This window comes from Planotetraspora thailandica (assembly GCF_016863335.1).
In the GTDB taxonomy this organism is placed as follows: Bacteria; Actinomycetota; Actinomycetes; order Streptosporangiales; family Streptosporangiaceae; genus Planotetraspora; species Planotetraspora thailandica.
Genome location: NZ_BOOR01000025.1, coordinates 213,429 through 239,553, shown reverse-complemented (window position 1 = coordinate 239,553; position 26,125 = coordinate 213,429). Strand labels below are relative to the sequence as shown.

26 protein-coding genes are annotated in these 26,125 nt (G+C 69.3%); 16 read left to right on the top strand and 10 right to left on the bottom strand.

What is annotated here, in order from left to right; genetic code table 11:
• Positions 1-14: 14 nt before the first annotated feature.
• Genes Pth03_RS18925 through ctaC form a run of 3 tightly spaced genes read right to left on the bottom strand, consistent with a single transcriptional unit; the run spans position 15 to position 2,895 of the window.
• On the bottom strand, positions 15-410 hold the full coding sequence (locus Pth03_RS18925) for a cytochrome c oxidase subunit 4 (RefSeq protein WP_203945618.1): 396 nt from the start codon (positions 408-410) through the stop codon (positions 15-17).
• On the bottom strand, positions 407-2,068 hold the full coding sequence (gene ctaD / locus Pth03_RS18920; RefSeq protein ID WP_203945617.1) for an aa3-type cytochrome oxidase subunit I: 1,662 nt from the start codon (positions 2,066-2,068) through the stop codon (positions 407-409). Before ctaD ends, Pth03_RS18925 begins: the two co-directional genes overlap by 4 nt.
• Positions 2,065-2,895: an aa3-type cytochrome oxidase subunit II gene (ctaC, locus tag Pth03_RS18915; protein WP_203945616.1), complete on the bottom strand. Its 831-nt coding sequence runs from the start codon at positions 2,893-2,895 to the stop codon at positions 2,065-2,067. The genes ctaD and ctaC overlap by 4 nt, the downstream gene beginning before the upstream one ends.
• Before the next feature lie 188 nt (positions 2,896-3,083).
• Between ctaC and Pth03_RS18910 the strand changes: the two genes are divergently transcribed.
• Together Pth03_RS18910 and Pth03_RS18905 are read left to right on the top strand one after the other, a co-directional pair.
• Positions 3,084-4,217, top strand: a complete 1,134-nt coding sequence (locus Pth03_RS18910; RefSeq protein ID WP_239119159.1) for a cysteine desulfurase family protein — start codon at positions 3,084-3,086, stop codon at positions 4,215-4,217.
• The gene (locus Pth03_RS18905; protein WP_203945614.1) at positions 4,217-4,540 is read left to right on the top strand and encodes a sulfurtransferase TusA family protein; all 324 of its coding nucleotides are present in this window, start codon (positions 4,217-4,219) and stop codon (positions 4,538-4,540) included. Before Pth03_RS18910 ends, Pth03_RS18905 begins: the two co-directional genes overlap by 1 nt.
• 46 nt (positions 4,541-4,586) lie before the next feature.
• Here the strand turns inward: Pth03_RS18905 and Pth03_RS18900 are convergent, their stop codons facing one another.
• Both Pth03_RS18900 and erpA read right to left on the bottom strand, forming a co-directional pair.
• Positions 4,587-5,573, bottom strand: coding sequence for a carbohydrate kinase family protein (locus Pth03_RS18900; RefSeq protein WP_203945613.1), 987 nt, complete (start codon positions 5,571-5,573; stop codon positions 4,587-4,589).
• 208 nt (positions 5,574-5,781) lie between these two features.
• Positions 5,782-6,135: an iron-sulfur cluster insertion protein ErpA gene (erpA, locus tag Pth03_RS18895; RefSeq protein WP_203945612.1), complete on the bottom strand. Its 354-nt coding sequence runs from the start codon at positions 6,133-6,135 to the stop codon at positions 5,782-5,784.
• A 231-nt stretch (positions 6,136-6,366) separates the two neighbouring features.
• Between erpA and nadA the strand changes: the two genes are divergently transcribed.
• Positions 6,367-7,521 carry a quinolinate synthase NadA gene (gene nadA, locus Pth03_RS18890; protein WP_203945611.1) on the top strand — a complete coding sequence of 385 codons (1,155 nt, stop codon included), beginning with the start codon at positions 6,367-6,369 and terminating at the stop codon, positions 7,519-7,521.
• Between the two features lie 60 nt (positions 7,522-7,581).
• On the opposite strand, the gene pspAB is transcribed toward nadA, so the two are convergent.
• The 4 genes from pspAB to Pth03_RS18870 are packed head-to-tail and all read right to left on the bottom strand — an operon-like array spanning position 7,582 to position 10,092.
• Positions 7,582-8,130, bottom strand: coding sequence for a PspA-associated protein PspAB (gene pspAB / locus Pth03_RS18885; protein WP_203945610.1), 549 nt, complete (start codon positions 8,128-8,130; stop codon positions 7,582-7,584).
• Complete coding sequence (gene htpX / locus Pth03_RS18880; RefSeq protein WP_203945609.1) at positions 8,130-9,023, bottom strand: zinc metalloprotease HtpX; 894 nt, start codon at positions 9,021-9,023, stop codon at positions 8,130-8,132. The genes pspAB and htpX overlap by 1 nt, the downstream gene beginning before the upstream one ends.
• Positions 9,023-9,301, bottom strand: a complete 279-nt coding sequence (pspAA, locus tag Pth03_RS18875; protein ID WP_203945608.1) for a PspA-associated protein PspAA — start codon at positions 9,299-9,301, stop codon at positions 9,023-9,025. The genes htpX and pspAA overlap by 1 nt, the downstream gene beginning before the upstream one ends.
• Positions 9,298-10,092 (bottom strand): PspA/IM30 family protein, encoded by a 795-nt coding sequence (locus tag Pth03_RS18870; protein ID WP_203945607.1) that lies wholly within the window; start codon positions 10,090-10,092, stop codon positions 9,298-9,300. The genes pspAA and Pth03_RS18870 overlap by 4 nt, the downstream gene beginning before the upstream one ends.
• Before the next feature lie 145 nt (positions 10,093-10,237).
• Between Pth03_RS18870 and Pth03_RS18865 the strand changes: the two genes are divergently transcribed.
• The 3 genes from Pth03_RS18865 to Pth03_RS18855 all read left to right on the top strand — a co-directional run bounded on the left by Pth03_RS18865 (position 10,238) and on the right by Pth03_RS18855 (position 14,346).
• Positions 10,238-10,852 carry a DUF3043 domain-containing protein gene (locus Pth03_RS18865; protein ID WP_203945606.1) on the top strand — a complete coding sequence of 205 codons (615 nt, stop codon included), beginning with the start codon at positions 10,238-10,240 and terminating at the stop codon, positions 10,850-10,852.
• A gap of 337 nt (positions 10,853-11,189) precedes the next feature.
• Positions 11,190-13,319 carry a multicopper oxidase family protein gene (locus tag Pth03_RS18860; protein WP_203945605.1) on the top strand — a complete coding sequence of 710 codons (2,130 nt, stop codon included), beginning with the start codon at positions 11,190-11,192 and terminating at the stop codon, positions 13,317-13,319.
• Positions 13,320-13,344: 25 nt separating this feature from the next.
• Positions 13,345-14,346 (top strand): aldo/keto reductase family protein, encoded by a 1,002-nt coding sequence (locus Pth03_RS18855; RefSeq protein WP_203945604.1) that lies wholly within the window; start codon positions 13,345-13,347, stop codon positions 14,344-14,346.
• A gap of 68 nt (positions 14,347-14,414) precedes the next feature.
• Here the strand turns inward: Pth03_RS18855 and Pth03_RS18850 are convergent, their stop codons facing one another.
• Complete coding sequence (locus Pth03_RS18850) at positions 14,415-14,627, bottom strand: hypothetical protein (protein WP_373318556.1); 213 nt, start codon at positions 14,625-14,627, stop codon at positions 14,415-14,417.
• 398 nt (positions 14,628-15,025) lie between these two features.
• On the opposite strand from Pth03_RS18850, the gene Pth03_RS18845 reads away from it, so the two are divergent.
• From Pth03_RS18845 to Pth03_RS18800, 10 genes are all read left to right on the top strand, one after another.
• Positions 15,026-16,237, top strand: coding sequence for a bifunctional adenosylcobinamide kinase/adenosylcobinamide-phosphate guanylyltransferase (locus tag Pth03_RS18845; RefSeq protein WP_203945603.1), 1,212 nt, complete (start codon positions 15,026-15,028; stop codon positions 16,235-16,237).
• A gap of 56 nt (positions 16,238-16,293) precedes the next feature.
• Positions 16,294-17,157, top strand: a complete 864-nt coding sequence (locus tag Pth03_RS18840; RefSeq protein WP_239119156.1) for an adenosylcobinamide-GDP ribazoletransferase — start codon at positions 16,294-16,296, stop codon at positions 17,155-17,157.
• A 235-nt stretch (positions 17,158-17,392) separates the two neighbouring features.
• Positions 17,393-18,880 (top strand): leucyl aminopeptidase, encoded by a 1,488-nt coding sequence (locus Pth03_RS18835; protein ID WP_239119155.1) that lies wholly within the window; start codon positions 17,393-17,395, stop codon positions 18,878-18,880.
• Between the two features lie 78 nt (positions 18,881-18,958).
• Positions 18,959-20,338, top strand: a complete 1,380-nt coding sequence (gene lpdA, locus Pth03_RS18830) for a dihydrolipoyl dehydrogenase (RefSeq protein ID WP_203945601.1) — start codon at positions 18,959-18,961, stop codon at positions 20,336-20,338.
• A 31-nt stretch (positions 20,339-20,369) separates the two neighbouring features.
• Entirely contained in the window at positions 20,370-21,857 is a 1,488-nt protein-coding gene (gene sucB / locus Pth03_RS18825; protein ID WP_203945600.1) for a 2-oxoglutarate dehydrogenase, E2 component, dihydrolipoamide succinyltransferase, read from the top strand.
• A gap of 133 nt (positions 21,858-21,990) precedes the next feature.
• Positions 21,991-22,884 carry a TIGR01777 family oxidoreductase gene (locus Pth03_RS18820; RefSeq protein ID WP_203945599.1) on the top strand — a complete coding sequence of 298 codons (894 nt, stop codon included), beginning with the start codon at positions 21,991-21,993 and terminating at the stop codon, positions 22,882-22,884.
• Between the two features lie 30 nt (positions 22,885-22,914).
• Positions 22,915-23,655, top strand: coding sequence for a Type 1 glutamine amidotransferase-like domain-containing protein (locus tag Pth03_RS18815; RefSeq protein WP_203945598.1), 741 nt, complete (start codon positions 22,915-22,917; stop codon positions 23,653-23,655).
• 3 nt (positions 23,656-23,658) lie between these two features.
• Positions 23,659-24,309 (top strand): lipoyl(octanoyl) transferase LipB, encoded by a 651-nt coding sequence (gene lipB / locus Pth03_RS18810; protein ID WP_203945597.1) that lies wholly within the window; start codon positions 23,659-23,661, stop codon positions 24,307-24,309.
• Between the two features lie 162 nt (positions 24,310-24,471).
• Entirely contained in the window at positions 24,472-25,401 is a 930-nt protein-coding gene (gene lipA / locus Pth03_RS18805) for a lipoyl synthase (protein ID WP_203945596.1), read from the top strand.
• 48 nt (positions 25,402-25,449) lie between these two features.
• Positions 25,450-26,121: a DUF4191 domain-containing protein gene (locus Pth03_RS18800; protein WP_203945595.1), complete on the top strand. Its 672-nt coding sequence runs from the start codon at positions 25,450-25,452 to the stop codon at positions 26,119-26,121.
• Positions 26,122-26,125: the final 4 nt, after the last annotated feature.

Here is a 26,125-nt window from a genome sequence, read left to right as displayed (position 1 = left end):
GTGTGCGAGGTGGATCAGTGGGAGAAGTTCCCCCGGTAGTACTGGAAGACGAACCCGATGGCGCTCATGATCGTGGCGAAGAGCCCGATGAAGAACAGCCACCAGCCGATGGCGAACCCGAAGAAGGTCAGCGCGGCCGACAGGCACAGGAACAGCGGCCACCAGCTGGACGGGCTGAAGAAGCCCAGCTCACCGGCTCCGTCGCTGATCTCCGCCTGCTTGTTGTCCTCCGGCTGGTCGCCGATGCGGCGGGCCGTGAACAGCAGGTAGTAACCGATCATGAAGGCCAGGCCGACGGAGATCGCCATGGCCGTGGTGCCGGTCGGCTCCTTGGACCAGAACCAGTAGACGACGTCTGCGGCGGCGAAGAAGAGGCCGCAGAGCAGGAACATCCAGCCCTGGATCTTCATCGGGCGTCCTCCAACTCAGGGTTGCTCGCGAGATGCGGGTACTTGAGGTCGAACGCGGGACGCTCAGACCTGATCCGCGGCAGCGAGGTGAAGTTGTGACGCGGCGGCGGGCACGAGGTGGCCCACTCCAGCGAGCCGCCGAAGCCCCACGGGTCGTCGACGGTGACCTTCGGAGCGGTCTTCCAGGTCCGCCACACGTTGTACAGGAAGGGCAGTGTGGAGGCACCCAGCAGGAAGGCTCCCACCGACGAGATCATGTTCAGGTCGGTGAAGCCGTCGGCCGCCGAGTAGTCGGCGTAGCGCCGGGGGAAGCCGATGACGCCCAGCCAGTGCTGCACCAGGAAGGTCAGGTGGAAGCCGAAGAACAGCGTCCAGAAGTGGAACTTGCCCAGCTTGTCGTTGAGCATCCTCCCGGTGAACTTGGGCCACCAGAAGTAGAAGCCCGCGAACATCGCGAACACGACGGTGCCGAAGACCACGTAGTGGAAGTGGGCGACGACGAAGTAGCTGTCGCTGAGCTGGAAGTCCAGCGGCGGGGAGGCCAGGATGACGCCGGTCAGACCGCCGAACAGGAAGGTGACCAGGAAGCCCACGGCGAAGAGCATCGGCGTGTGGAACACCAGATGCCCGCGCCACATGGTGCCGATCCAGTTGAAGAACTTCACCCCGGTGGGCACCGCGATGAGGAACGTCATGAAGGAGAAGAACGGCAGCAGCACCTGGCCGGTGACGAACATGTGGTGCGCCCAGACCGTGACCGACAGGCCGGCGATCGCGATGGTCGCGCCGACGAGGCCGATGTAGCCGAAGACGGGCTTGCGGCTGAAGACCGGCAGGATCTCGGTGATGATGCCGAAGAACGGCAGGGCGATGATGTACACCTCGGGGTGGCCGAAGAACCAGAAGAGGTGCTGCCACAACATCGGGCCGCCCGTGGGCGAGTCGAAGATGTGCGCCCCGAGCTTCCGGTCGGCCTCCAGGGCCAGCAGCGCGGCCGCGAGCACCGGGAACGCGATCAGGACCAGGATGCTGGTGAGCAGGATGTTCCAGGTGAAGATCGGCATCCGGAACATCGTCATGCCGGGAGCCCGCATGGTGATGATCGTGGTGATGAAGTTGACAGCACCGAGGATCGTGCCGAGACCCGACAGCGCCAGGCCGAGGACCCACAGGTCACCGCCGAGGCCGGGCGAGGTCACCGCGTTCGACAGCGGGGCGTAGGCCGTCCAGCCGAACGCCGCGGCACCGCCGGGGGTGAAGAAGCCACTGACCGCGATCGTGCTGCCGAACAGGTAGAGCCAGTAGCTCACCATGTTCAGCCGCGGGAACGCGACGTCAGGGGCGCCGATCTGCAGCGGCATGAGCTCGTTGGCGAAGCCGGCGAACAGCGGCGTCGCGAACATCAGCAGCATGATCGTGCCGTGCATCGTGAACAGCTGGTTGAACTGCTCGTTCGACACGAACTGCAGGCCCGGCTGGGCGAGCTCGGCCCGCATGACCAGCGCCATGACGCCGCCGATCAGGAAGAACACGAACGATGTGATCAGGTAGAGGTGCCCGATCACCTTGTGGTCGGTCGAGGACAGCCACTTGGCGATGACCGAACCCTTGGTGTACGGCCGCGCCGCGACGCGGACCGGTTCCTGGATGGCGGTCACTGCGCACTCCCCGCCTGGGTCTTGATGTACTGGTCGAATTCCGCCTGCGGCACGAGCTTCACGGAGAACAGCATCCTGCTGTGGTCGACACCACAGAGCTCAGCGCAGCGGCCGAAGAAGACGCCCGTCTTGTTGAGCGTCGTGATCTCGAACTTGTTGTGCACGTTCCCGGGGAACACGTCCTCCTTGAAGAGGAACGCCGGCACCCAGAACGAGTGGATGACGTCCGCCGAGTGAAGGTCGAACTGGATCTTGGTGTTCTCCGGCAGCACGAGCTGGGGACCCTGCGGGGTCTGCACGTTCTGCTTGCTCAGGTCCACGGGGACACCGGCGGTGACCACCTTCTGGCCCTGGAAGTCCGTGGTGAAGCGCCAGCTCCACTGGTAACCCTCGACGGCCACCTTGACGGGGGCGTTGCCGTCGACCTTCATGATCTCGGTTTCGTCACGCGCGGTGAAGTAGAAGAACACCGCGACCATGATCACCGGAACGACCGTGTAGAGGATCTCGATCGGCAGGTTGTACCGCACCTGCGGAGGCAACCGGTCCGGGGAGTTCTTCTTCTTACGGTGGAACGCGACCGCCCACAGGATCAGGCCCCACACGACCACGCCGGTGGCGAGCGCCGCGATCCAGGCTCCGATCCACGCCGTCTGGATGATGGTCGACTGCTGGGTGATGCCCTCGGGCATCCCCCCACGCCGCCACTGGTCGGCGGCCTCGCTGCTACACGCCGTTGCGCTCGCCAGCACCAGCCCCACGGCGACGACGCCGGTCAACCGGCGGCGGGCCAACGGTCGCCGTGTCGTACGGCGGGTCGGACTCACGGATCGCCTACCCCACAGATGAAGCCCAGAAGTCCCTCTCCTGGGCGGTTCTTCACATTTCACGTTTTAAGGGCAACCGGCACTTCCTTCTCGCCGGTTTCCCCTTTATCTCAACGACTTCACGCTGGGGGACACATTAGCGTGGACCGGCCATGCCCCTCCGAGCAGCCCCCGTTAGTGTCCTAACCGTGGCCTACTTGGACGCGGCTTCGACCGAACCCCTCCACCCAGCGGCCCGTGACGCCTTCATGGCCGCGCTCGAGGCCGGCTGGGCCGACCCGGCTCGCCTGTACGGCACGGCTCGTCGCGCCCAGATGTTACTCGATCAAGCGCGGGCCGATGTGGCGGAGATTTTGGGCGCCCGTCCCGACGAGGTCTCCTTCACCTCTTCAGGCACCCAGGCGATCCATCTGGGCGTGCTGGGAACCCTCCAGGGACGCCGCAGGATCGGCCGCCGCATGGTGACGGGCGCCGTCGAACATTCGAGCGTGCTGAACGCCGCCGCGGCCCACGAGCGTGAGGGCGGCGAGGTGGAGACGGCCGGCGTCGACATCACCGGACGGGTGGACGCAGGCGCGTTCGCCGCGGCCCTGTCCCGCCCCGGCACGGCCCTCGCGTGCCTCCAGACCGCCAATCACGAGGTCGGGACCCTCCAGCCCGTCCCCGAGGCGGCCGAGGCCGCCCAGGCCGCGGGTGTGCCGCTCCTGGTGGACGCCGCCCAGTCGGCCGGCCGGCTGCCGGTGCCCGGCGGCTGGTCGGTCCTGACGGCCAGCGCGCACAAGTGGGGCGGGCCCGCCGGAGTCGGCGTGCTCGCGATCCGCAAAGGCACCCGGTGGCGCTCGCCGTACCCGGAGGACGAGCGGGAGCACCGCAGGGTGCCCGGGTTCGAGAACGTGCCGGCGATCGTGGCCGCCGCGGCCGCGCTGCGCGCGAGGGCGGCCGAGGAGGCCGAGGAGGGCCCCCGCCTGTCGGCGCTGGTCGAAAGGATCCGCCGCGAGGTGCCCCGCCTGGTCCCCGACGTGGAGGTCATCGGCGACCCGGTGCGGCGCCTGGCGCACCTCGTGACGTTCTCCTGCCTTTACGTGGAAGGTGAGGCACTTCTGACCGAACTGGATAAGTCCGGCTTCTCTATCTCGTCCGGAAGCTCGTGCACGGCGAGTACGCTTCGCCCATCGCATGTTCTGGAGGCGATGGGTGTGCTTACCCACGGGAACGTCCGGGTATCGCTGCCCCGTGGCGTGTCCGAGAGCGACGTCGATCGTTTTCTCGCCGTGCTTCCGGACGTGGTGCGCAGGATCCGGTCGAGTTTGGGAGTGCACTGATGTGGCGCAGGCGGTCGGGTGGCGGGGGCACGCAGGAGACCTCACCGCGTGAGGCGCACGAGGCTCCTCAGGCTCCGGTGCGGGCCGAGCCCGCGGCCGACCTGACCATCGACGCGCTGGGCCGCAAGTGCCCCATCCCGATCATCATGCTCGCGGAGCAGATCAACTCCGTGTCCCTGGGCGGCGTGGTCGCCGTGCTGGCCGACGACCCCGCCGCGTTCACCGACATCCCCGCCTGGTGCCGTCTCAAGTCGCACGCCCATGTGGACACCTACGAGCTGCCGCAGGGCGGCTGGTCGATCCACGTGCGGCGCAACTACTGAGCCGACTACTGGGCCGACTATTGGGCCAGGGCCGGCGGAGCCGCCGTCAGGCGTAGTGGCAGCGGATGTGCTCGGCCACCTCGTCCGCGGCGGCCTGGCCGTACGCCGCGCCGAAGCGCTCCAGGAAGACCTGCTGGCCGAGTTCGTACTCCTGGCCGCCGACCCGCTCAAGGACGTGGGTGGCCGTCAGGTTGCCGATCTGGCCGCAGCGCTCCAGCGGCAGGCCCCAGGCCAGGCCGGACAGGAAACCGGCACGGAACGCGTCGCCGACGCCCGTCGGGTCGGCCTTGCCACGCTCAGGCGCGGGTGACACGTGCAGCGACGGCTCGCCCTCGCGGTCGATCCTGACGCCCTTGGGGCCGAGCGTGGTGACGCGGACGCCGACCCGGCTGAGGATCTCCTCGTCCGACCAGCCGGTCTTCTGACCGATCAGGCCGAGCTCGTAGTCGTTGCTGAACAGGTAGGCCGCACCGTCGACGAGCTGACGGATGTCGTCGCCGCCCATCCGGGCGAGCTGCTGTGAGGGGTCGGCCGCGAACGGGATGCCGCGGGTGCGGGCCTCACCGGTGTGCCTGAGCATCGCCTCGGGGTCGTTGGGGCTCACCAGCACCAGGTCGAGCGCGCCGAGACGCTCGGCGATCGGGCCGAGCTCGATCAGGCGGGCCTCGGCCATCGCGCCTGTGTAGAACGAGGCGATCTGGTTGTGATCGTCGTCGGTGGTGCACAGGAAACGGGCCGTGTGGTGCAGCTCGGAGACGTGGATGGAGGCGCAGTCCACCCCGTGGCGCTCCAGCCACGACCGGTAGTCGGCGAAGTCGGAGCCCACCGCTCCCACGAGGATGGGGGTCAGACCGAGGCAGCCCATGCCGAAGGAGATGTTGGCGGCGCACCCGCCACGGCGTATCTGCAGATCGTCCACGAGGAACGACAGCGAGACCCGGTCGAGCTGTTCGGCGATCAGCTGATCGCCGAAGCGGCCGGGGAAAGTCATCAGATGGTCGGTGGCGATGGAGCCGGTAATGGCGATGCGCACGGGGTCGATCTCCTCGTTGTCAGCATCTCGGGGATAGAAAGGCAATCTTGCCGAACCTGTCGAGCTTACCGTGGAAGACGACGACGGCCCCGTACGGATGTCCGTACGGGGCCGGTCAGGTCGCGTGAACTCGGCGGCCGCCCCTGGTAGGGCGTCCGGCCTGTCCGCTCATGTCACGCCCTCCCCGTCGCCGGGGCGGGCGGCTCGATTAGCTGAAGGAGTCGCCGCAGGCGCACGAGCCGGTGGCGTTGGGGTTGTCGATGGTGAAGCCCTGCTTCTCGATGGTGTCCACGAAGTCCACCGTCGCCCCGACGAGGTACGGCGCGCTCATCCGGTCGGTGACGACGCCCACGCCGCCGAAGTCCGAAACGACGTCGCCGTCCATGGAGCGGTCGTCGAAGAAGAGCTGGTAGCGAAGGCCGGAACAGCCACCCGGCTGGACCGCGACGCGAAGCTGCAGTCCTTCCTCGCCCTGCTGCTCGAGCAGGCTCTTGACCTTGGCGGCGGCGGCGTCAGTCAGGATGATTCCCTGCTGCGTCGTCTCGCTGCTCTCAACCGTCATGTGCTGACTCCCGCGTCTGCGCCGGCCGCCCGCTCGGAGCGGCCGATTGATTTCGACGTCCTACTAAGACGCTACCAACACCCGCCGATCGATACACATTCCTGCGTGGGCCACCGGATTCCGGAAAGCCCTGGTTCGCCCCCATTCCCACACCCCCTCCGTTCATGGCACGGCGCATGTGTAATCATTAGTCGTCAGTTCGACGATAAGTCCCCGAAGGGGGTGTGATCCGTGACGATCTCCGAGACCGGGCTTCCGCTCTTCGTTCTCGGCCAGGGCGCGGACCCGCACAGCGAGCGTGGCGTGGAGTGCCCGGGAGACCTCCCGCCCGCGTCCGACCCGGCCCTGGTGGAACGCGCCCGCGCGGCCAAGGAACGGCTCGGCGACCGGTTGTTCGTGCTCGGGCACCACTATCAGCGCGACGAGGTCATCCAGTTCGCGGACGTGACCGGTGACTCCTTCAAGCTGGCACGTGACGCGGCGGCGCGGCCCGAGGCCGAATACATCGTCTTCTGCGGCGTGCACTTCATGGCAGAGTCCGCCGACATCCTCACCGGCGACGCCCAGAAGGTCGTGCTCCCCGACCTGGCGGCGGGCTGCTCCATGGCCGACATGGCGACCTTCAACCAGGTCGAGGACTGCTGGGACGTGCTGGAAGACGCCGGGATCGCCTCGGGCGTGGTCCCGATCACCTACATGAACTCCAGCGCCGACATCAAGGCCTTCTGCGGACGGCACGGCGGCGCCGTGTGCACCTCGTCCAACGCCAGGCGGGCGCTGGAATGGGCGTTCGAGCAGGGCGAGAAGGTGCTGTTCCTGCCCGACCAGCACCTGGGGCGCAACACCGCCGTCCTGGAGATGGGCCTGTCGCTGGACGATTGCGTCGTCTACAACCCGCACCGCCCTAACGGCGGGCTCACCCGCGAGCAGCTCGAGAACGCCAAGATGATCCTGTGGAAGGGCCACTGCTCGGTCCACGGCAGGTTCACCGCCGAATGCGTCGACGACGTGCGCGCCCGCATCCCGGGGGTCAACGTGCTGGTGCACCCGGAGTGCCGCCACGAGGTCGTCACCAAGGCCGACTACGTGGGATCGACGGAGTACATCATCCGAACCCTCCAGGAGGCGCCCGCCGGGTCGTCGTGGGCCGTCGGCACCGAGCTCAACCTGGTCAAGCGCCTCGGCCAGATGTTCCCGGACAAGACGGTCACGTTCCTGGACAGGACCGTGTGCTACTGCTCGACCATGAACCGGATCGACCTGCCGCATCTGGTCTGGGCGCTGGAGTCGCTGGCGGCCGGCGAGGTCGTCAACCAGATCACCGTGGACCCCGACACCACGCACTGGGCGAAGGTCGCGCTCGACCGCATGCTGGCGCTTCCGTGACGATCGCCTGCCTCGCCGTACCGGGATCGTCCCCGTACGGCGAGGCGGGTCAGGAAGGCGTCACAGGCCGGGGGCGCCCCAGACGGGGAACCAGCGCGACAGGTCCGGCTCGATCCTGAGCTCGCCCTCGATGGCGCCGCGCACCTGCAGCTCGAGCGCGTTGTCGCGGCGGGTGCCGCCGGCGGGCGCGAACGGATAGAACGTGCCCTGCTTGTAGAGGTAGACGAGCGCGAGCGTACGCCCGGCCGGGTCGGCGAACGTCACGAGCGAGCACAGCAGCGACGGGCCGAACCCGGCGGACTCCAGGGACGAGTTCACCGCGTGAAGGTCGGTGACCACGGTCGACACGTCGTCGCCCCGGACCAGCAGCCACGTGTAGCCGTAGGTGTCCTCGGACACCTCGACCCTGCCCAGCAGGTCCTTGACGTCCCTTTCCAGCTGGGCGAACGCGCCGCCCTCCGCGGCGCGGAACGCCACCGACCCCGCTCCCGCGGGCGTGAAGCCCGTGGCAGCCTGCAAGGTCACGGCCGCGGACGGCAGAGCGAACAACGCGTCGAGATCCGGCTTCGCGGGCTTCGTACGGCCGAGAAGCGCATCCAGCCAGCCCATCAGCGCCCCAGAGTGGCGGAGATCTTCGCCAGCTGGTCGAGCCTGCGCTCCAGCGAGGGATGCGTGGAGAACAGGGAGGCGACGCTCTGCCCGGACAGCGCGGGGGTGAAGTAGAACGCGTTGAACGGCTGGGCCTGGCGCAGGTCGCTCGTCGGGATGCGCGCAATGTCCCCGCTGACCTTGACCAGCGCGCTCGCCAGGGCCGAGGGCCGCTGCGTGAGCAGGGCGCCCGCCCGGTCGGCCGCGAGCTCCCGGTAACGCGACAGCGCCCGGGTCAGCAGGAAGCTGACGGCGTAGACGAGGGCGGACACCAGGAAGATGATCAGCCCGATCGGCGGGCCGTTGTTACTGTCCCTGCGGCCGCCGAGGCCGGTGTAGAGCGCGAACCGGGTCATGAGACCGGCCACGATGCCGAGGAACGAGGCGATCGTCATGACGGCGACATCACGGTGGGCGACGTGCGACATCTCGTGGGCGAGCACGCCTTCCAGCTCGCTCGCGTCCAGGCGGCGCATGATGCCCGTCGTCACGCAGACGACCGCGTTCTTCTGATTGCGGCCGGTGGCGAACGCGTTCGGCATGTCGGAATCCGCGATCGCCACCCGCGGTTTCGGCATGTCGGCCATGGCGCTCAGCCGGTCGATGATGCCGTGAAGCTCGGGGGCCTCCTCGGGAGAGACCTCCCGCCCGTGCATCGCGAACAACGCGATCTTGTCGGAGAAGAAGTACTGCACGAGCAGGAGGCCGGCAGCGATCACCAGGACCGTCACGGCCTGGACGCCCACGGCGATCAAAATGGCCATGAAGGCCACATAGAGCAACCCGAGCAGGAAGATCGTCACGGTCATCCGTGCCGACAGACCACGGTCGGGGGCGAACCTTGTGCGAGACATCAGCCGGGGATGAGCCCGGTGTCGCCGAGCATTTCCCGCACCTCCTCGATGGACGCGTCCGCCGGCGGGAGGATCAGCTCGGAGGGCTCGAGAGAGTCGTCGGGCAGGGCCTTGCCCACCTGGCGGACCTTCTCCAGGAGCGCGTGCAGCTTGGTCCGGAAGACGTCCTCGTCATCGGACTCGATGGCCGCCTCAAGCTCCACGTCGAGGGAGTTGAGGACGTCGATGTCGGCCGTGCCGATCTCGACCTGTCCCTCTCCCATGATGCGAACGATCACAGGCCCTCCCCCTGCCGGTACTGCTGGGGCTGCTGGACGGGCTGCCCGGCCTGACCGGGCTGGCCGGCCTCGATGGCGCTCTTGGGCGCCGGGCCCTGGCCCAGCTCCGCCTTCATCTTGGCGATCTCGAGCTCCACGTCGGAGCCGCCGCCCATGCGGTCGAGCTCGGCCTGGATGTCGTCACGCTGCCCGGTGAAGTCGTCGAGCGCGCCGCTGGCGAGAAGCTCGTCGATCGCCCCGGCCCGCGCCTCCATCTGGGCCGTCTTGTCCTCGGCACGCTGGATCGCCAGGCCGACGTCGCCCATCTCCTCGGAGATGCCGGAGAACGCCTCGTTGATCCGCGTCTGCGCCTCGGCCGCCGTGTAGGTGGCCTTGATGGTCTCCTTCTTCGTGCGGAAGGTGTCCACCTTGGTCTGCAAGCGCTGGCTGGCGAGGGTGAGCTTCTCCTCCTCACCCTGAAGGTTGCTGTACTGGATGCGGAGGTCCGCGATCTGCGTGTTCACCCCGTTGCGCCGGCTGAGCGCCTCGCGCGCGAGGTCCTCCCGTCCGGCGGAAAGGGCCTGCCTGCCCTGGCTCTCCAGCTTCGCGGCCTGGCCTTCAAGCTGGTTGATCTGCAATTCGACCCGCTTGCGGCTGGTGGCCACGTCGGCGACGCCCCTGCGGACCTTCTGCAACAGCTCCAGTTGCCGCTGGTAGGAGTAGTCAAGGGTTTCCCGCGGATCCTCCATCTTGTCCAAAGCCTTGTTGGCCTTGGACTTGAAGATCATGGAAAGTCTCTTCATCACGCTCATGCGCGTCGGCCGTCCCCTTCTCAAGGTTGTGCGTGGGTGACCCCAGCCGTTCCAGCCCTCCGATAAGCGGCTCAGCCGCCTGGGTTCACCCTACGCATAACGCGCGAGGGCGTCACTAAGTTGCACTCCCGGTAGGCTGGGCGGCGTGTTCCGACGCCGTATCCAGACCCCTGTGGACTCCCCCGTCCCTGTAACTGATCCTAAGCTAGGGACGACTCCGGGCAAGGGGCGTCCCACCCCGAAGCGGAGCGAGTCACAGGGCCGCCGCCGCTCGCCCATGACCGCGCCCTCCAATCGCAAGGAGGCCTACCGCCTCCAGCGTGATCGCGACAGGGCGGACCGGACCCGTGCGCGGGAAGGCATGCTGCGGGGAGAAGAGCGGTACCTGCAGCCGCGTGACCGCGGCCCCGCGCGCAAGTTCGCGCGCGAATGGGTCGACTCGCGGCGCCTGCCGGGGCAGTACTTCCTGCCCGTGATGCTGGGGATCATGATCCTGTCGATGCTGCCGTTCCCCGTCGAGGTCCGCAGCATCGTGCTGGCCGTCTACAGCGTCTCCGTGCCGCTGGTGCTGGTGCTGGTGATCCCGAGCTCCCTCTACACCTCCAACAAGGTGAAAAAGGAGGCGGCGGCGAAGTTCCCCGACGAGAACCTCAAGGGCGTCGGCTTCTACGCCGCGATGCGGGCCCTGCAGATCCGCCCCCTGCGCTATCCCAAGCCCACGGTGCGTCCCGGCGGCATCCCGATCCCGCCCAAGAACTAGTCCTCGTACGGCACGGCGTCCACGAACGGCGCCGGTGGCGGCATCGCCTCCACCGGCGCCGCGCCGTATCCGGGGCGTTCCCTTTCCTGTCGCCGGGCCGCTCGGGCCGCGCGCCTTCCCCGTCGGCGGCTTTTCCGATCGCGGGCCCGCGGCATTCGTCTTCGAACCCGCGGTGAACGCCGGCCGGCCAACGAGAACCCCCGGACCAGGTCAAGGTGCGCCAAAATTCGGCTCCTCCCCCGCGTCGCGCGACGATCTTCCCCTGTCCCGTCACTAGGCTCCGGGATTTGCCGTCGGATCGCTGGGGCGCGAAACGATCTCGACAAGGGGCTGATCGATGGATACCAGCAGGCGGAACTTTCTCGGGCTCGCCACGGCCATGGCCGTGACGGGAGCCGCGGCACCGGCTTCGGCGTCGGTCCGCCGCACGGCCGCCGTCCCTCCCGTGCCGGACGCGATGCCGGAAACGGGTGCCGGGGCGTCTTCGGCGACCCCCGACATACGTGCGCACCTCTCCGGATGGGACGTGCCGGAGCTCGCGGGAGCCGACCAGCCGGTGACGGCCACGCTCACGCCGTTCGCCGACGCGATGCGCGTGCCCCCTCTGATCAGGCCCGAGACGGCCGAGCTGACGATCGAGATGCGGTCGGTGGCCGCGCGCCTGCATTCGCAGCTGCCGCCCACCCGGTTGTGGACGTACGAGGGCCTGTTTCCCGGGCCCACGATCGAGGTGCACCGCGAGCAGCGGCTGCGCGTCGCCTGGACCAACCGGATCGAGAACGAGACGGTCCCGGTCACCGCGGTTCAGTCCTACGCGCAGGTGGGCTCGCCCAACATGCCCAACATCCTGCCCGGGAGCGGCGGCGCCGTGCCGCGCCGCGACGTGGCGGACATCCCGCCGTGGCTGGTGGTGCACCTGCACGGCGCCATCACCGGGGGCGGGCAGGACGGCTGGTCGGAGAACGGGCACGTCGCAGGCGAGGTGCAGTACGCGGAGTATCTGAACCGCCAGCCCTCGGCCGCGCTGTGGTACCACGACCACGCCATGCACACCTCGACCTGGACGTTGTTCGCCGGGTTGTTCGGCATGTACTGGATCCGCGACGAGGAGGAGCACGCGCTCGGCCTGCCGTCCGGCGACTACGAACTGCCGCTCATCCTGTGCGACCGCAACCTGGAGACCGACCCGTCAGGCCTGCTGACCGGGCGGCTGCTCCACAAGGTGACCTTCCGCAACGAGATGCAGCCCGTCACGCGGCCTTTCGAGGGTCCGTACACACTGGCGAACGGCGTCATCTGGCCCTATCTCGAGGTGGAGCCCCGCTGGTACCGGTTCCGGGTGCTGAACGCGGCCAACTCCAGGACCTTCCGGCTCGCCCTGATCGACGAGTCCACCGGGGACCAGGTGATGGGCGCCATGAAGCAGATCGGCACGGACGGCGGCCTGCTGCACGTGCCCATCACGGTCGACTTCCTCACCCTCGCCTCGGGTGAGCGCGCCGACGTCCTGGTCGACTTCGGCGCGCACTCCGGCAGGCGCCTGCGCCTGGTCAACACGGTGGAGGGCACCTCGCCGGGTAGCCCCGCGCCCGGCGTGCCGTACCCGGAGGTCGTGCAGTTCCGGGTCGGCGGGACGGGCCGCCGCGGCCCCGTGCGGCCCGGGCAGCCCACGCGGCCCGGTCAGGGCGGGCAGACGGACCGGCACGACCAGCATGCGGAGGCTGGCGAGGGGAAGGGCGCGCGGACCGGTGATCTGTTCACGCTTCCGCGGGTGGTCTCCCCCTCGTTCGTGCGGACCTCGCACGACAGCCTGCCCCCGGACCGCACCCACCGAGTCGTCCTGACGAAGGTGGGCGGCGGAAAGCATTCGGAGATGTGGGAGATGGAGAAGGTCAACCCCCACTCCGTGGAGCTCGGAAGCGAGGGGGTGGTCCAGCTCAAGACGGCCGACGGCAACGTCCTCACCTACCGGCGCATCGCCAACGGGCCCGACGACGTCGTCAACTACTTCGCCGTGGAGGGCTCCTGGGAGTTGTGGACGTTCATCAACGCCACCGACTTCCCGCACCCGATGCACATCCACCTGATGCGATTCCAGGCACTGTCGCGGGACATCTACGACATCAGCGGATTCGACGCGACCTTGGGCGCCACGACCAAACCCATCGCGTACAAGCAGGCGGGGGTGCTCGAAGACGGCGAAAAGGGGCTGAAGGACGTCATCCGGGTCGGCGTCAACGAGGTCGTGACCATCGCGGGCCGCTTCGAGGGGGCCACCGGCCGCTTCGCCTACCACTGTCATCTGCTGGAGCATCAGGACGAGGGCATGATGCGCCCGCTCATCGTCTATCCCCAGGCCGTCATGGCCCTGCGCGCCGCACACGCCCAGATGGGCGGGCACGGTGAGGCCGGTGCGAACGTTCAGACCGCTGGGAACGGCCAGCCGGGTGCGCACGATCACACGTGACGTATTTGATCTATGGTGTCGAGCCATGGAACATCGCCATCTCGGCCGCAGCGGTCTCCTGGTCAGCGAGATCAGCTACGGCAACTGGATCACGCACGGATCCCAGGTCGAGGAGGACGCCGCCACCGAATGTGTGCGCGCGGCCCTCGACGAGGGCATCACGACCTTCGACACCGCGGACGTCTACGCGGGCACGAAGGCCGAGGAAGTGCTCGGCCGGGCGCTGAAAGGCGTGCGCCGCGAGTCACTGGAGATCTTCACCAAGGTCTACTGGCCGACCGGGCCGGGCCGCAACGACCGCGGGCTGTCCCGCAAGCACATCGTCGAGTCGATCAACGGCTCGCTCCGCCGGCTGCAGACCGACTACGTCGACCTCTACCAGGCCCACCGCTTCGACGTCGAAACCCCGCTCGAGGAGACGCTCAAGGCGTTCGACGACCTCGTACGGCAGGGCAAGGTCCTGTACGTCGGCGTCAGCGAGTGGACGGCCGACCAGATCGCCCGTGCGCTGAAGATCGCCGACGAGATGGGCTTCGACCGGATCGTCTCCAACCAGCCGCAGTACTCCATGCTGTGGCGGGTCATCGAGGCCGAGGTCGTGCCCCTGTCGGAGAAGGAGGGCATCGGGCAGGTCGTCTTCTCCCCGATCGCCCAGGGTGTGCTCACCGGCAAGTACCTGCCCGGCCAGCCGCCGCCGGCCGGGTCGCGGGCCACCGACGAGGCCGGAGGCGCCGGAGTCATCAAGCGCCTGCTCGGCGACGACGTCCTCGGGCGGGTGCAGGAGCTCAAGCCCATCGCCGCCGATCTCGGGCTGACGATGGCCCAGCTCGCCGTGGCCTGGGTGCTGCAGAACCCCAACGTGTCGTCGGCGATCGTCGGCGCGAGCCGTCCCGAGCAGGTGCGCGACAACGCCAAGGCGGCCGGCGTGCGACTCGACGCCGAGACGCTGCAGCGCATCGACGACGTGCTCGGCTCCGTGGTCGAGCGCGACCCCGCCAGGACCGTGTCGCCCGCCCGCCGCCCGTAAGCACTGGCGGAGGCGCGTCGTTCCCCCGGCCCGCCCGGGCGGTCTGCTCCGCGAGTTCTCGGCGGATCTCAGACCGCGCGCAGCGACATCCCCGCGTATTCGATGCGCTCGTCCTCCAGGAGCGTGACCTGCTCGACACCGGATTCGAGCAGGTCACGCCAGGTCTCGCCCAGCCAGGACTCGGCGTCGGCCTGGCTCGAGAAGATCTCGCGCGGCAGCGGCCTGTCGGTCAGCTCGCTTCCGGTCGCGTCCTCATAACGCCACCGCCATGTCATGCTCATACACCCTTTCTGCACAGCCGAGACGGTTTTCGAACGCCTTCCCCTGATTTGGGAAGCGTCATCTGATTCGCCGAGCAGCGTCATCCCGTCTCCGCCAGGTCCAGCCGACCCTATCCCCATTCCCCCACCTTCCCTGGGGTGATCATGCACCCCCTGTGGCGTGATCAGGCACCCCCACGTGGCGTGATCATGCAGAAGTTCGCGGGCATGCCCCCTGACCTGGCCGAACGCCACTCGTGATCATGCAGAAGTTCGGCGATGCGCATCCTCACCTGGGGGAACGCCGTTCGTGATCATGCACGGCTACTGGCCCGTCCAGAAGTGTCGGACAGCGCCGCTAGTCTCAGGCACCGCCGGAAGACACAGAAGGCAAGACACAGAAGACGAGGGGAGGTGGCATGGAGGTCTACCTTGAGGGCACCGCCGGCCCCGGCGGCTGGCCGGTTCCCGGATGCGGTTGCGCCTCCTGCGGACGGCTCGCCCCCGCGCAGCGCCGGCCGCTCTCGGTGGTGATCGACCGCCGGGTACGGCTTTCGCCCTATCAGCCCTCGGCCCCGCCGGCTCCCGCGGCCCCTCCGCGCGTCGCCGCCTCCGGCCTCCCCGACTCCGTCGATACGGCGGCTCCCCCCTCGACCACTCCCCCAGCCTCCGGGGATCTCGCCGCCTCTCCGCTTCCCGACGGCTACACGATCAGACACAGCGGGGACGGCGACGAGATCATCGCCCCCGACGGGACACGACTGCTGCTCGCCTTCCCCCCTCACCCCGCCGGGCCGTACGAGGAGATGCGGGAACACCCCGATCCCCATGAGGGCCCCTTCGATCTCGTGCTCATCGATCTCCTCGACCGGCCCGAACGGCTCGGCCGGTTGCGGCTGCGCGGGCTGGTCGCATCCACCACGCAGGTGATCGCCGTGGGCGCCGACCATCGCGTCTCCTCCGAAACCGAACTCGGCAGAAGACTGGCCTTCTGGGGAGCGAGAGCCGTACCCGACGGAACCGTCGTGCGGATCGCCCCCGGATGGGCCCCGGATGAAGTTCCCGAACGCCCGAAGCGCACATTGGTGCTCGGCGGGTCCCGCTCCGGCAAGTCGGAGGAGGCGGAGATGCGGGTGGCGGCGGATCCGCACGTGACCTATGTCGCCACCGGGCCGTCCGGCGGAGACGACCCGTCGTGGCTGGCCCGGGTGAAGGCCCACCGGGACCGCAGGCCCGCGCACTGGCGGACGGTGGAGACCACCGATCTGCCACGGCTGCTCGATGATCCGCCCGGCACTCTGCTCATCGACGGATTGGGCACATGGCTGGCCGCCGTGTTCGACGAGTGCGGAGCGTGGCCCGGCCAGACCGGTACGGCTCCCGCCATCACGCCGGAGGCCTCCCCGGCCGAGTCGGTGGCGCGGCGATGCGACGAACTGGTGGAGGCCTGGCGGCGCACGCCCGGCCCGGTGGTCGCCGTGAGCGACGAGGTGGGCCTGGGGGTGATCCCGGCGACCGCCAGCGGGCGGCTGTTCCGCGACGCCCTCGGCCGGCTCAATCAGCGGCTCGCCCAGGAGTCGGAGGACGTCGCCCTTGTGGTGGCGGGAAGACCGGTCCAGTTGCCCCTTTGATGCCCCTCTGAGCCCTGCCCGTCCCGGGCGCGCAGCGGTCGCTACGATCGTCGGTCGTGTCCGGACCCTCACGCCGCCCTGGGCTCCTCCCCGCGTGGCGGTTCGCGCTGGGGATGCTGACGGTGTTCCCGGTCCGCTTCGGCGACGTGGACCGGGAGGTCGCCGGCCGGGGCATGGCGCTGGCGCCGTTCGCCGGAATGCTCGTCGGGCTCGTGTCGTCGGCGGTTCTCCTGCTCGTGTCGTACGCGTCCGGCTCGGCGCCACTGGCCTCCGTGCTCGCCGTCGCGTCGACTGCCTGGCTCACCCGCGGGCTCCACCTGGACGGGCTCGCCGACCTGGCCGACGGCCTGGGCAGCGGAAAGCCCGCAGGCCCCGCCCTGGACATCATGAAAAAATCCGACATCGGGCCGTTCGGCGTGATGACGCTGGTCTTCACGCTCCTCACCCAGATCGCCGCCCTGTCGCTGGTCCAACGACCAGGCATGCCCGCCATCGGGCCGCTTGCCCTGGTCACCTCCTGCACGGCGGGCAGGCTCGCCGTGACGTGGGCCTGCCGGGACGGCGTCCCCTCCGCCCGGCCCGGCGGGCTCGGCGCGCTCGTCGCGGGAGCCGTACGGCGAAGCTGGGCGGTGGCGGCGACCGTCGTGTCGGCATCGGTGCTGGGGGGCGCCGCCTGGGCCGCGGCTCATTGGGCCGCTTCCCCGCCCGGCTCCGACGCCGGACTCAGGCTCAGGGACACGCTGGGCGGACCTCCGGCCACTGTCGCCGCGTGCCTGCTGGCCGTCGGGGCGGGGCTCGCGGCCGCCGCCGTCCTCCGGCGCCGGGCCGTACGGCGGCTGGGAGGCGTCACCGGAGACGTGTTCGGCGCGCTGATCGAGACCGCCACGACGGCGGCCCTGCTCACGTGGGCCGTGTTGTAACCGGCCGCATGTGCATGATCACGAATCGCGTTCCCGCAGGTGAAGATGTACATCTCCGAACTTCTGCATGATCACGAGTCGCGTTCAGCCAGGTCAGGGGGCATGCCTGCGAGCTTCTGCATGATCACCCCCAGGGTTGGGGGCGATGGGAGATGATCACAAGTTGGGGGTGATGAATCGTAGGACGAACCCTCGTTTATGCGTCGGGGAGAAAGCCCAGCTAGCATCGGCACACGTGACCATAGTGCGCCTCAACAGCTCTGAACCGGTCTCCATCGAGACCGGTGCGCTCATCGTCGGCATTCACACCAGTCCGGACGGACCCCGGACGGCTCCTGGCGCCGACAGCCTTGACCAGGCCTTCAACGGCCGGCTAGCCGAAATCCTGACCACGGTGGGCTTCAGCGGCAAGGCTCAGGAGATCGCCAAGATTCCCACTTTCGGAGCGCTGCCCGCTCCCGTCGTGGTCGCGGTCGGCCTGGGCGATGCCCCGGACGGCGACCACGACCTGGAGACGCTGCGCCGCGCGGCCGGAGCCGCCGCCCGGTCGCTCGCCGGCACGGCCTCCGCCGCCTTCGCCCTTCCGGCCGCGACGGCGGCCCAGGTCGAGGCGGTCGCGATCGGCGGGCTGCTCGGCGCCTACGGTTTCACGAAGTACCGCACGAACGGCGACGGGAAGGCCCCCGTCGGCGAGCTGGTCGTCCTGTCCGCGGCCGCCGGCGCCGAAGAGGCCGTCAAGCGGGCGACGACGGTGGCCGAGTCGGTCAGCCTGGTCCGCGACCTCGTCAACACGCCGCCGTCCGACCTCTACCCCGCCAAGTTCGCCGAGATCGTCCAGGAGATCGGCGCGGAAGCCGGGCTGTCGGTCGAGGTGCTCGACGACACCGAGCTGAGGAAGCACGGGTACGGCGGCATCGTGGGCGTCGGCCAGGGGTCGGTCAACCCGCCGCGCCTGGTACGGCTGGCCTACGAGCACCCCGAGGCCACGAAGCGCGTCGCCTTCGTGGGCAAGGGCATCACCTTCGACTCGGGCGGCCTCTCTCTCAAGCCCGCCGCCTCGATGGACTGGATGAAGTCCGACATGGGCGGCGCCGCGGCGGTGTTCGGCTCGCTTCTGGCCCTCGCCAGGCTCGGCGTGGCCGTCAACGCGGTCGGCTACCTCTGCCTCGCGGAGAACATGCCGTCCGGCTCCGCGCAGCGCCCCTCCGACGTGCTGCACACCTACAGCGGCAAGACGGTCGAGGTGCTCGACACCGACGCCGAGGGCCGGCTGGTCCTGGTCGACGGCATCGCCCGCGCCGCCGAGGACTCCCCCGACCTGATCGTCGACGTGGCGACCCTGACCGGCGCGCAGATCGTCGCGCTCGGCTGGCGTACGGCCGGCGTCATGTCCAACGACGACGCGCTCCGCGAGGAGGTCGTGGAGATCGCCGCGGGACAGGGCGAGGCGGCCTGGGGCATGCCCCTTCCCGAGGAGCTGCGCAAGGGCCTCGACTCCCCCGTCGCCGACATCGCCAACCTGCAGCCCGAGCGGTGGGGCAGCATGCTCGCCGCGGGCATCTTCCTGCGGGAATTCGTGCCCGACGGCATTCGTTGGGCCCATGTCGACATGGCGGGCCCTGCCTTCAACAAGGGCGAGCCGCACGGTTACACCCCCAAGGGTGGTACCGGTGCGATCACCCGGACGCTGATCGGCATCGCCGAGCGCTACGCCGGCAACTGAACCCCGATCGCCAAAGACAAGTGAAAAGATGCTGTCGGGTCCACCCGACGGTGAGCGAATCCAGCGAGGAGCATTCCAGTGGCTGATGGCAGCGGCCCCTACGACATCGTGGTCCTAGGTGGCGGTAGCGGTGGATACGCCTGCGCGCTGCGGGCGGCCGAGTTCGGCATGAACGTCCTCCTCATCGAGAAGGACAAGGTCGGCGGCACCTGTCTGCACCGCGGCTGCATCCCGACCAAGGCCCTGCTGCACGCGGCGGAGCTGGCCGACCAGGCTCGCGAGGGCGAGTCGTTCGGCGTCAAGACCCGGTTCGACGGCATCGACGTCCCCGGCGTCCACTCCTACAAGGACAAGGTGATCAGCGGGCTCTACAAGGGCCTGTCCGGTCTCATCAAGAGCAAGAAGATCACGGTCGTGGAGGGCGAGGGCCGCCTGGACGGCCCGGGCCGCGTCGTGGTCGGCGACCAGGTCTTCGAGGGCCGCAACGTCGTCCTGGCCACCGGTTCCGTGCCGAAGTCGCTGCCCGGTCTCGAGATCGACGGCGACAAGGTCATCTCCAGCGACCACGCGCTGGTCCTGGACCGCGTGCCCTCCTCGGTCGTCATCCTGGGCGGCGGCGTGATCGGCGTCGAGTTCGCCAGCGTCTGGCGCTCCTTCGGCGCCGAGGTCACGATCGTCGAAGCCCTGCCCCACCTGCTCCCGCTCGAGGACGAGTCCAGCTCCAAGCTGCTGGAGCGCGCCTTCCGCCGCCGGGGCATCAAGTACGAGCTGGGCGTGCGGTTCGACAGCGTCAAGACCACCGACACCGGTGTCGTCGTCTCCCTGGAGAACGGCAAGACCCTCGACGCGGAGCTCATGTTCGTCTGCGTCGGGCGCGGACCGGTCTCCGCCGGCCTCGGTTACGAGGAGGCCGGCATCGCCGTCGACCGCGGCTACGTGAAGGTCGACGAGTACTGCCGGACCAACGTGCCGAACGTCTACGCCGTGGGCGACCTCATCCCCACGCTGCAGCTGGCCCACGTCGGCTTCGCCGAGGGCATCCTGGTGGCCGAGCACATCGCGGGCGTCAACCCGGTCCCGATCGACTACGACGGCGTGCCGCGGATCACCTACTCCGAGCCGGAGGTCGCGTCGGTGGGCATCAGCTCCGCCGTCGCCCGCGAGCGCGGCCACGACATCGTCGAGCTCTCGTACAACCTCGCCGGCAACGGCAGGAGCAAGATCCTCCAGACTCAGGGCGAGGTCAAGGTCGTCGCCGAGCGCGACGGACGGGTCCTGGGCGTGCACATGGTGGGCGGCCGCGTCGGCGAGCTCATCGCGGAAGCTCAGCTGATCTTCAACTGGGAGGCCACGCCCGGCGATGTGGCCCAGCTGATCCACCCCCACCCGACGCAGTCCGAGGCCCTTGGCGAGGCCATGCTGGCCCTGGCCGGCAAGCCGCTGCACGTACACAACTGAAGCCCTCTAGGAAACGCGAGAGAGAAGGACCATGCCGGTCTCCGTAACCATGCCCCAGCTCGGTGAGAGCGTTACCGAGGGCACCGTCACACGCTGGTTGAAGAACGAAGGCGACCACGTCGAAGCCGACGAGCCGCTCCTTGAGGTGTCGACCGACAAGGTCGACACCGAGATCCCCTCGCCGTCCGCGGGGTACCTCACGAAGATCATGGTCGGCGAGGACGAGACCGTCGAGGTCGGCGCCGAGCTGGCCCTGATCGACTCCAACGGCGCAGCCGCCGCTCCCGCTCCGGCGGCTCCGGCCCCTGCCGCCGCGGCCCCGGCTCCCGAGCCGGAGCCTGTTCCCGAGCCGGCCCCGGCACCGGCCGCCCCGGCGCCCGCTCCGGCTCAGCCGATCTCGTCGATCCCGCAGCCGGCGCCCGCCGTCGTGACGCCGCCGCCGGCCCCGGCCCCGGCGCCCGCTCCGGCTCCGGCCCCGGTCTCGCCGATCGCCACCACCCCGGCCGTCGAGCCGGCCCCGCTGCCGTCGTCGGCCGAGAGCCCGTACGTCACGCCGCTGGTCCGCAAGCTCGCGTCCGAGCACGGCGTCGACCTGGACGCGCTGGCCGGCACCGGCGTGGGCGGCCGCATCCGCAAGCAGGACGTGATCGAGGCCGCCCGGGTCCAGCGCGAGGCCGCCGCCGCGGCGGCGGCGCCCGCCCCGCAGGCCCCGGCCGCTCCCGCCGCCTTCGCGCCCGCTCCGGCGGCCGCCGCCGCTCCGGCCCCGGCTCCCGAGCCGGTGCAGGTGGACACCACGCTGCGCGGCACCACCCAGAAGATGACGCGCCTGCGCAAGGTCATCGCCGACCGAATGCTGGAGTCGCTCCAGACCTCCGCGCAGCTCACGACGGTCGTCGAGGTCGACGTGACGCGCGTCGCCACGCTGCGCGCCCGTGCCAAGGCGGCCTTCGAGGCCCGTGAGGGCGTGAAGCTGTCGTTCATGCCGTTCTTCGCCCTGGCCGCGGTCGAGGCGCTGAAGGTGCACCCCAAGCTCAACGCGGTCATCAACGACGAGACGAACGAGGTGACCTACCACGACGTCGAGAACCTCGGCATCGCGGTGGACACCGAGCGCGGCCTCATCGTCCCGGTCGCCAAGAACGCCGGTGACCTGAACATCGCCGGCCTGGCACGCAAGATCGCCGACCTGGCGGAGCGCACCCGGACGAACAAGATCGGCCCGGACGAGCTCACCGGCGGCACGTTCACGCTGACCAACACCGGCAGCCGCGGCGCCCTGTTCGACACGCCGATCCTCAACAAGCCGCAGGTCGGCATGCTGGGTACCGGCTCGGTCGTCAAGCGCCCCGTCGTCGTGGACACCCCCGAGGGCGAGGTCATCGCGGTCCGCTCGATGGTCTACCTCGCGCTGACCTACGACCACCGCCTGGTCGACGGCGCCGACGCCGCCCGCTTCCTGACGACGATCAAGCGTCGTCTCGAGGAGGGCCGCTTCGAGGGCCAGCTCGGGCTCGCGTAGCACGCACGCACCACTGGAGGCCGCCCCGCACGCCGCGGGGCGGCCTCCGCCGTTTTCGCCCCCATGGCCCCCTGTACGGCCGGCGAATCCGCATCGACGCCCGCGCCGGGGTAGAAGCTCTAGCGTGGACGAAATGACGATCGTGGTGACCGGCTCGTCCGGCCTGCTCGGCTCGGCCCTCATCGAGTCCCTGCGGGGCGACGGCAGCAAGGTGCTCAGACTCGTACGCCACCGCCCGGGAAGCTCCGACGAGGCGTTCTGGGACCCGGCAGGAGGGGTGGTGGACCCCGCCGCGCTGGAAGGCGCGGACGCCGTCGTCCATCTCGCCGGGGCGGGCATCGGCGACCGCCGGTGGACGCCCGAGTACAAGCGCACGCTGGCGGCCAGCAGGGTCGCGGGCACCCGGACCCTCTGCAAGGCCCTGGCCCGGCTGGATCGCAAGCCCCGGGTTCTCCTCTCGGGATCGGCCGTGGGCTTCTACGGCGACACGGAGGACCGCGCGGTCGACGAATCCGCGTCGCCGGGCAAGGGCTTCCTCGCCGGCCTGGTGCACGACTGGGAGGAGGCCGCCAAGCCCGCGGAGAAGGCGGGCATCCGGGTGGTCCGCCTGCGCTCCGGCCTGGTGCTCACGGGCCGGGGAGGCATGCTCGGCCGCCTGCTGCCGATCTTCAGGATCGGGGCGGGCGCGGTGCTCGGGAGCGGCAGGCAGTACATGTCGTGGATCTCGCTGCCCGACTGGGTGGCGGCCGCGCGGTTCCTGCTGACGGCCGAAGACCTGTCGGGGCCGGTCAACCTCACGGCGCCGGAGCCGGTGACCAACGCCGAGTTCACCAAAGAACTCGGCAAAGCCCTCCACCGGCCGACCATGCCCCTCGCCACGCCGGGCTTCGTGCTCCGCCTGGCCCTCGGGGAGTTCGCGCAGGAAGGCCTGCTGACCGGCCAGCGCGTGCTGCCCCGCCGCCTGCTCGACGCCAGGCACCGGTTCGCGCATCCCACCCTCGAAGAGGCACTGCCGGCCGTACTCTAGTGAGTCCTTCTTCAGACACTGGAGTGAAAAATGAGCCGGATCGGGCAGTCGCACATCGTCGCGATCGGTGGGGGGTCGTTCCGGCAGTCGGAACGGTATGGGTTCATCGAGCCCACCGGCCTGCTGCGGTACGTGCTCGACCTCACCGGCGAGGACCGTCCCAAGCTCGGGCTCCTCGCGACCGCCACAGGCGACGACGCCGAGTGGCTTCTCAAGATGTACGGGGCGTTCGGCAAGTGGGACGTCGAGGTCAGCCACCTCACCGTCTTCCCGATGCCCAACGTCGCCGACCCCAGGGAATGGATCCTGGAGCAGGACGCCATCTACGTGAGCGGCGGCAGCGTGGCCAACCTGGCCGCCCTGTGGCGCCTCCACGGGCTCGACGAGGCGTTCGCCGAGGCCTGGCGGTCCGGCATCGTCCTGTCCGGCCAGAGCGCAGGCGCCCTGTGCTGGCACGTCGGCGGCAACACCGACTCCTTCGGGCCGGCGCTCCGGCCGTGGGCGGAGGGCCTCGGCCTGCTCCCCTACTCCTGCGGCGTGCACTACAACTCCGACGAGCAGCGCAGGAAGCTGCTGCACGAGTCGGTGGCCTCCGGTGAGCTGCCTGAGGGCTACGCCGCCGACGAGGGCGTCGCCCTGCACTACGTGGGCACCGAGTTCATCCAGGCCGTCACCGTCGACCCGGCCGGCTACGCCTACCGGGTGGAGCGCGACGGCACGGGGGTCAAGGAGTTCCGTATCGAGCCCCGCCAACTGGCATCTACCCTCTAGACCGTGAAGCGCTTGGCCATCGTCCGCCTGGGCGTCGACGTTCCGTACGAGCAGGCGTGGAGAATGCAGCGGATGCTGCACGGCCGCCGCGTGGCGGGCGACGTCGATGACCTGTGCCTCATGCTGGAGCACGCGCCCGTGTACACGGCCGGCACCCGGACCCTGCCGGCCGAGCGGCCCGCGGACGGGACTCCGGTCGTCGACGTCGACCGCGGCGGCAAGATCGCCTGGCACGGCCCCGGCCAGCTTGTGGGATATCCCATCGTGGCAGTGGCGGACCTGGCCGCGTACATCCACGCGCTTGAGATGACGCTCGTCCAGGTGTGCGCCGACTTCGGGGTGGCCGCCGGGCGGCTCGCCGGCCGAGGTGGCGTCTGGGTCGCCGGCGATCCCGCGCGCGGCCTGCCCGATCGCCGGCTCGGCACGATCGGCATCCGGGTGTCGGGCGGCGTCACCATGCACGGTTTCGCGCTCAACTGCGCCAATGATCTGAGCTGGTACAGCCGGATCCCCGGGGAGGGCGTCGTGACCTCCCTGTCCGCCGAGACCGGCCGGCGGATCACCGTCGAAGAGGTCATGCCGTTCGCGGAGAAGCGGCTGGCCGAGACCCTGGGTGCCGAGCCGTACGACCTGTATGAGGAAGATCTCACCTGAGGTACGCCGGGGTCGTCCGCCGCCGTCCGGGAGCCGTCTCAGATCACGTGAAACCTGGTAATAAGCTGGATTCGTGAACGAGCGAGCCGACAACCACGGCACCCCGGGAGTGCGACCCATACCCGGATCCCCGCTCGTACCGGATTCTGCGAAGGATGTCGCATGACCGTCGCGCCGGAAGGCCGCAAGCTCCTCCGCCTGGAGGTGCGCAACAGCCAGACCCCCATCGAGAAGAAGCCCCCGTGGATCAAGACGCGTCTGCGGAACGGTCCCAACTTCAACGAGATCAAATCTCTGGTTCAGGGTGCGGGACTGCACACGGTCTGCCAGGAAGCGGGATGCCCCAACATCTCCGAGTGCTGGGAGGACCGCGAGGCGACGTTCCTCATCGGCGGCGACCAGTGCACGCGGCGCTGCGACTTCTGCCAGATCGACACGGGCAAGCCGGCCGAGTACGACAGGGACGAGCCGCGTCGCGTCGCCGAGTCGGTCAGCCAGATGGGCCTGCGGTACGCGACGGTGACGGGTGTCGCCCGTGACGACCTGCCCGACGGCGGGTCGTGGCTGTACGCGGAGACGGCCCGGCAGATCCACGCGACGGTCCCCGGCTGCGGCGTCGAGCTGCTCGTGCCCGACTTCAACGGCGACCGCGCGCAGCTGGAGGAGGTCTTCTCCGCCAAGCCCGAGGTCTTCGCGCACAACGTCGAGACCGTGCCGAGGATCTTCAAGCGGATCCGCCCCGCGTTCCGTTACGAGCGCTCCCTGCAGGTGATCACCATGGCCCGCGAGGCCGGGCTGGTCACGAAGTCGAACCTGATCCTCGGCATGGGCGAGGAGCGCGAGGAGATCTCGCAGGCTCTTCGCGACCTGCACGAGGCCGGATGCGACCTCGTGACGATCACCCAATACCTCCGGCCCTCCCCGCTCCACCACCCGGTGGACCGCTGGGTGAAGCCCGAGGAGTTCGTCGAGCTGCAGCAGGAGGCCGAGGAGATCGGCTTCGCCGGAGTCATGTCCGGTCCGCTCGTGCGCTCGTCCTACCGTGCCGGGCGTCTGTACCAGCAGGCGATCGCCGCGCGGCAGACCATCTAAACGGTCTCGTTTTCATTAATCGACCCTGGAATTTGTATCCTTCAGAACATGGCGAAAGACCCCGAGACTCCCGGACGGCTCAAGCAGATCCGGATGGTCGCTCAGATCATCAAGCAGGCGGACCCCAAGGGAATGCCGCTCGTCTACGGCTCCGCCCTCGGGACGCTTGTCGTGTTCGTCGTGCTGGGCCTGTTCTTCGGCTGGACCTGGTATGTCCTGGGCGTCTTCGCGGCTGTGCTCGCCGGCATGCTGGTTTTCAGCCGGCGGGCCACGAAGGCGCAGTATTCGATGCTGGACGGCCAGCCGGGCGCGGCCTACGCCATCCTGCAGGGTCTGCGCGGCAACTGGCACGTCGAGGAGAAGCCGGTCGCGGTCAACCGTGACCAGGACCTGGTCTTCCGCTTGGTGGGCTACCCCGGGGTCATCCTGGTGTCCGAGGGCCCGGGCAACCGGGTCCAGCGGATGCTGGTCGCGGAGAAGAAGCGGGTGCAGCGGGTCGCGGTCGACATCCCGGTGTACGACATCCAGTGCGGCGACGGCGAAGGCCAGGTTCCGCTGGCCAAGCTGCAGCGGCACCTGATGAAGCTGCCCCGCAATCTCAAGAAGCCCGTCGTGACCGAGGTCAACAACCGCATGCGCGCGCTGACGCCGGCGGTGCCGATGCCGAAGGGCCCGATCCCCAAGGGCGCCCGAATGCCGCGCGCGCCGAAGCCCCGCTAGCCGG

Excerpts from the sequence above, each read along its gene's own strand:
- Pth03_RS18925 (WP_203945618.1), bottom strand. The coding sequence starts at position 410 with ATGAAGATCCAGGGCTGGATGTTCCTGCTCTGCGGCCTCTTCTTCGCC.
- Pth03_RS18905 (WP_203945614.1), top strand. The coding sequence starts at position 4,217 with ATGTGGCGCAGGCGGTCGGGTGGCGGGGGCACGCAGGAGACCTCACCG.
- erpA (WP_203945612.1), bottom strand. The coding sequence starts at position 6,135 with ATGACGGTTGAGAGCAGCGAGACGACGCAGCAGGGAATCATCCTGACT.
- pspAB (WP_203945610.1), bottom strand. The coding sequence starts at position 8,130 with ATGGGCTGGCTGGATGCGCTTCTCGGCCGTACGAAGCCCGCGAAGCCG.
- htpX (WP_203945609.1), bottom strand. The coding sequence starts at position 9,023 with ATGTCTCGCACAAGGTTCGCCCCCGACCGTGGTCTGTCGGCACGGATG.
- Pth03_RS18870 (WP_203945607.1), bottom strand. The coding sequence starts at position 10,092 with ATGAGCGTGATGAAGAGACTTTCCATGATCTTCAAGTCCAAGGCCAAC.
- Pth03_RS18860 (WP_203945605.1), top strand. The coding sequence starts at position 11,190 with ATGGATACCAGCAGGCGGAACTTTCTCGGGCTCGCCACGGCCATGGCC.
- Pth03_RS18855 (WP_203945604.1), top strand. The coding sequence starts at position 13,345 with ATGGAACATCGCCATCTCGGCCGCAGCGGTCTCCTGGTCAGCGAGATC.
- Pth03_RS18850 (WP_373318556.1), bottom strand. The coding sequence starts at position 14,627 with ATGAGCATGACATGGCGGTGGCGTTATGAGGACGCGACCGGAAGCGAG.
- Pth03_RS18845 (WP_203945603.1), top strand. The coding sequence starts at position 15,026 with ATGGAGGTCTACCTTGAGGGCACCGCCGGCCCCGGCGGCTGGCCGGTT.
- sucB (WP_203945600.1), top strand. The coding sequence starts at position 20,370 with ATGCCGGTCTCCGTAACCATGCCCCAGCTCGGTGAGAGCGTTACCGAG.
- Pth03_RS18820 (WP_203945599.1), top strand. The coding sequence starts at position 21,991 with ATGACGATCGTGGTGACCGGCTCGTCCGGCCTGCTCGGCTCGGCCCTC.
- Pth03_RS18815 (WP_203945598.1), top strand. The coding sequence starts at position 22,915 with ATGAGCCGGATCGGGCAGTCGCACATCGTCGCGATCGGTGGGGGGTCG.
- lipA (WP_203945596.1), top strand. The coding sequence starts at position 24,472 with ATGACCGTCGCGCCGGAAGGCCGCAAGCTCCTCCGCCTGGAGGTGCGC.
- Pth03_RS18800 (WP_203945595.1), top strand. The coding sequence starts at position 25,450 with ATGGCGAAAGACCCCGAGACTCCCGGACGGCTCAAGCAGATCCGGATG.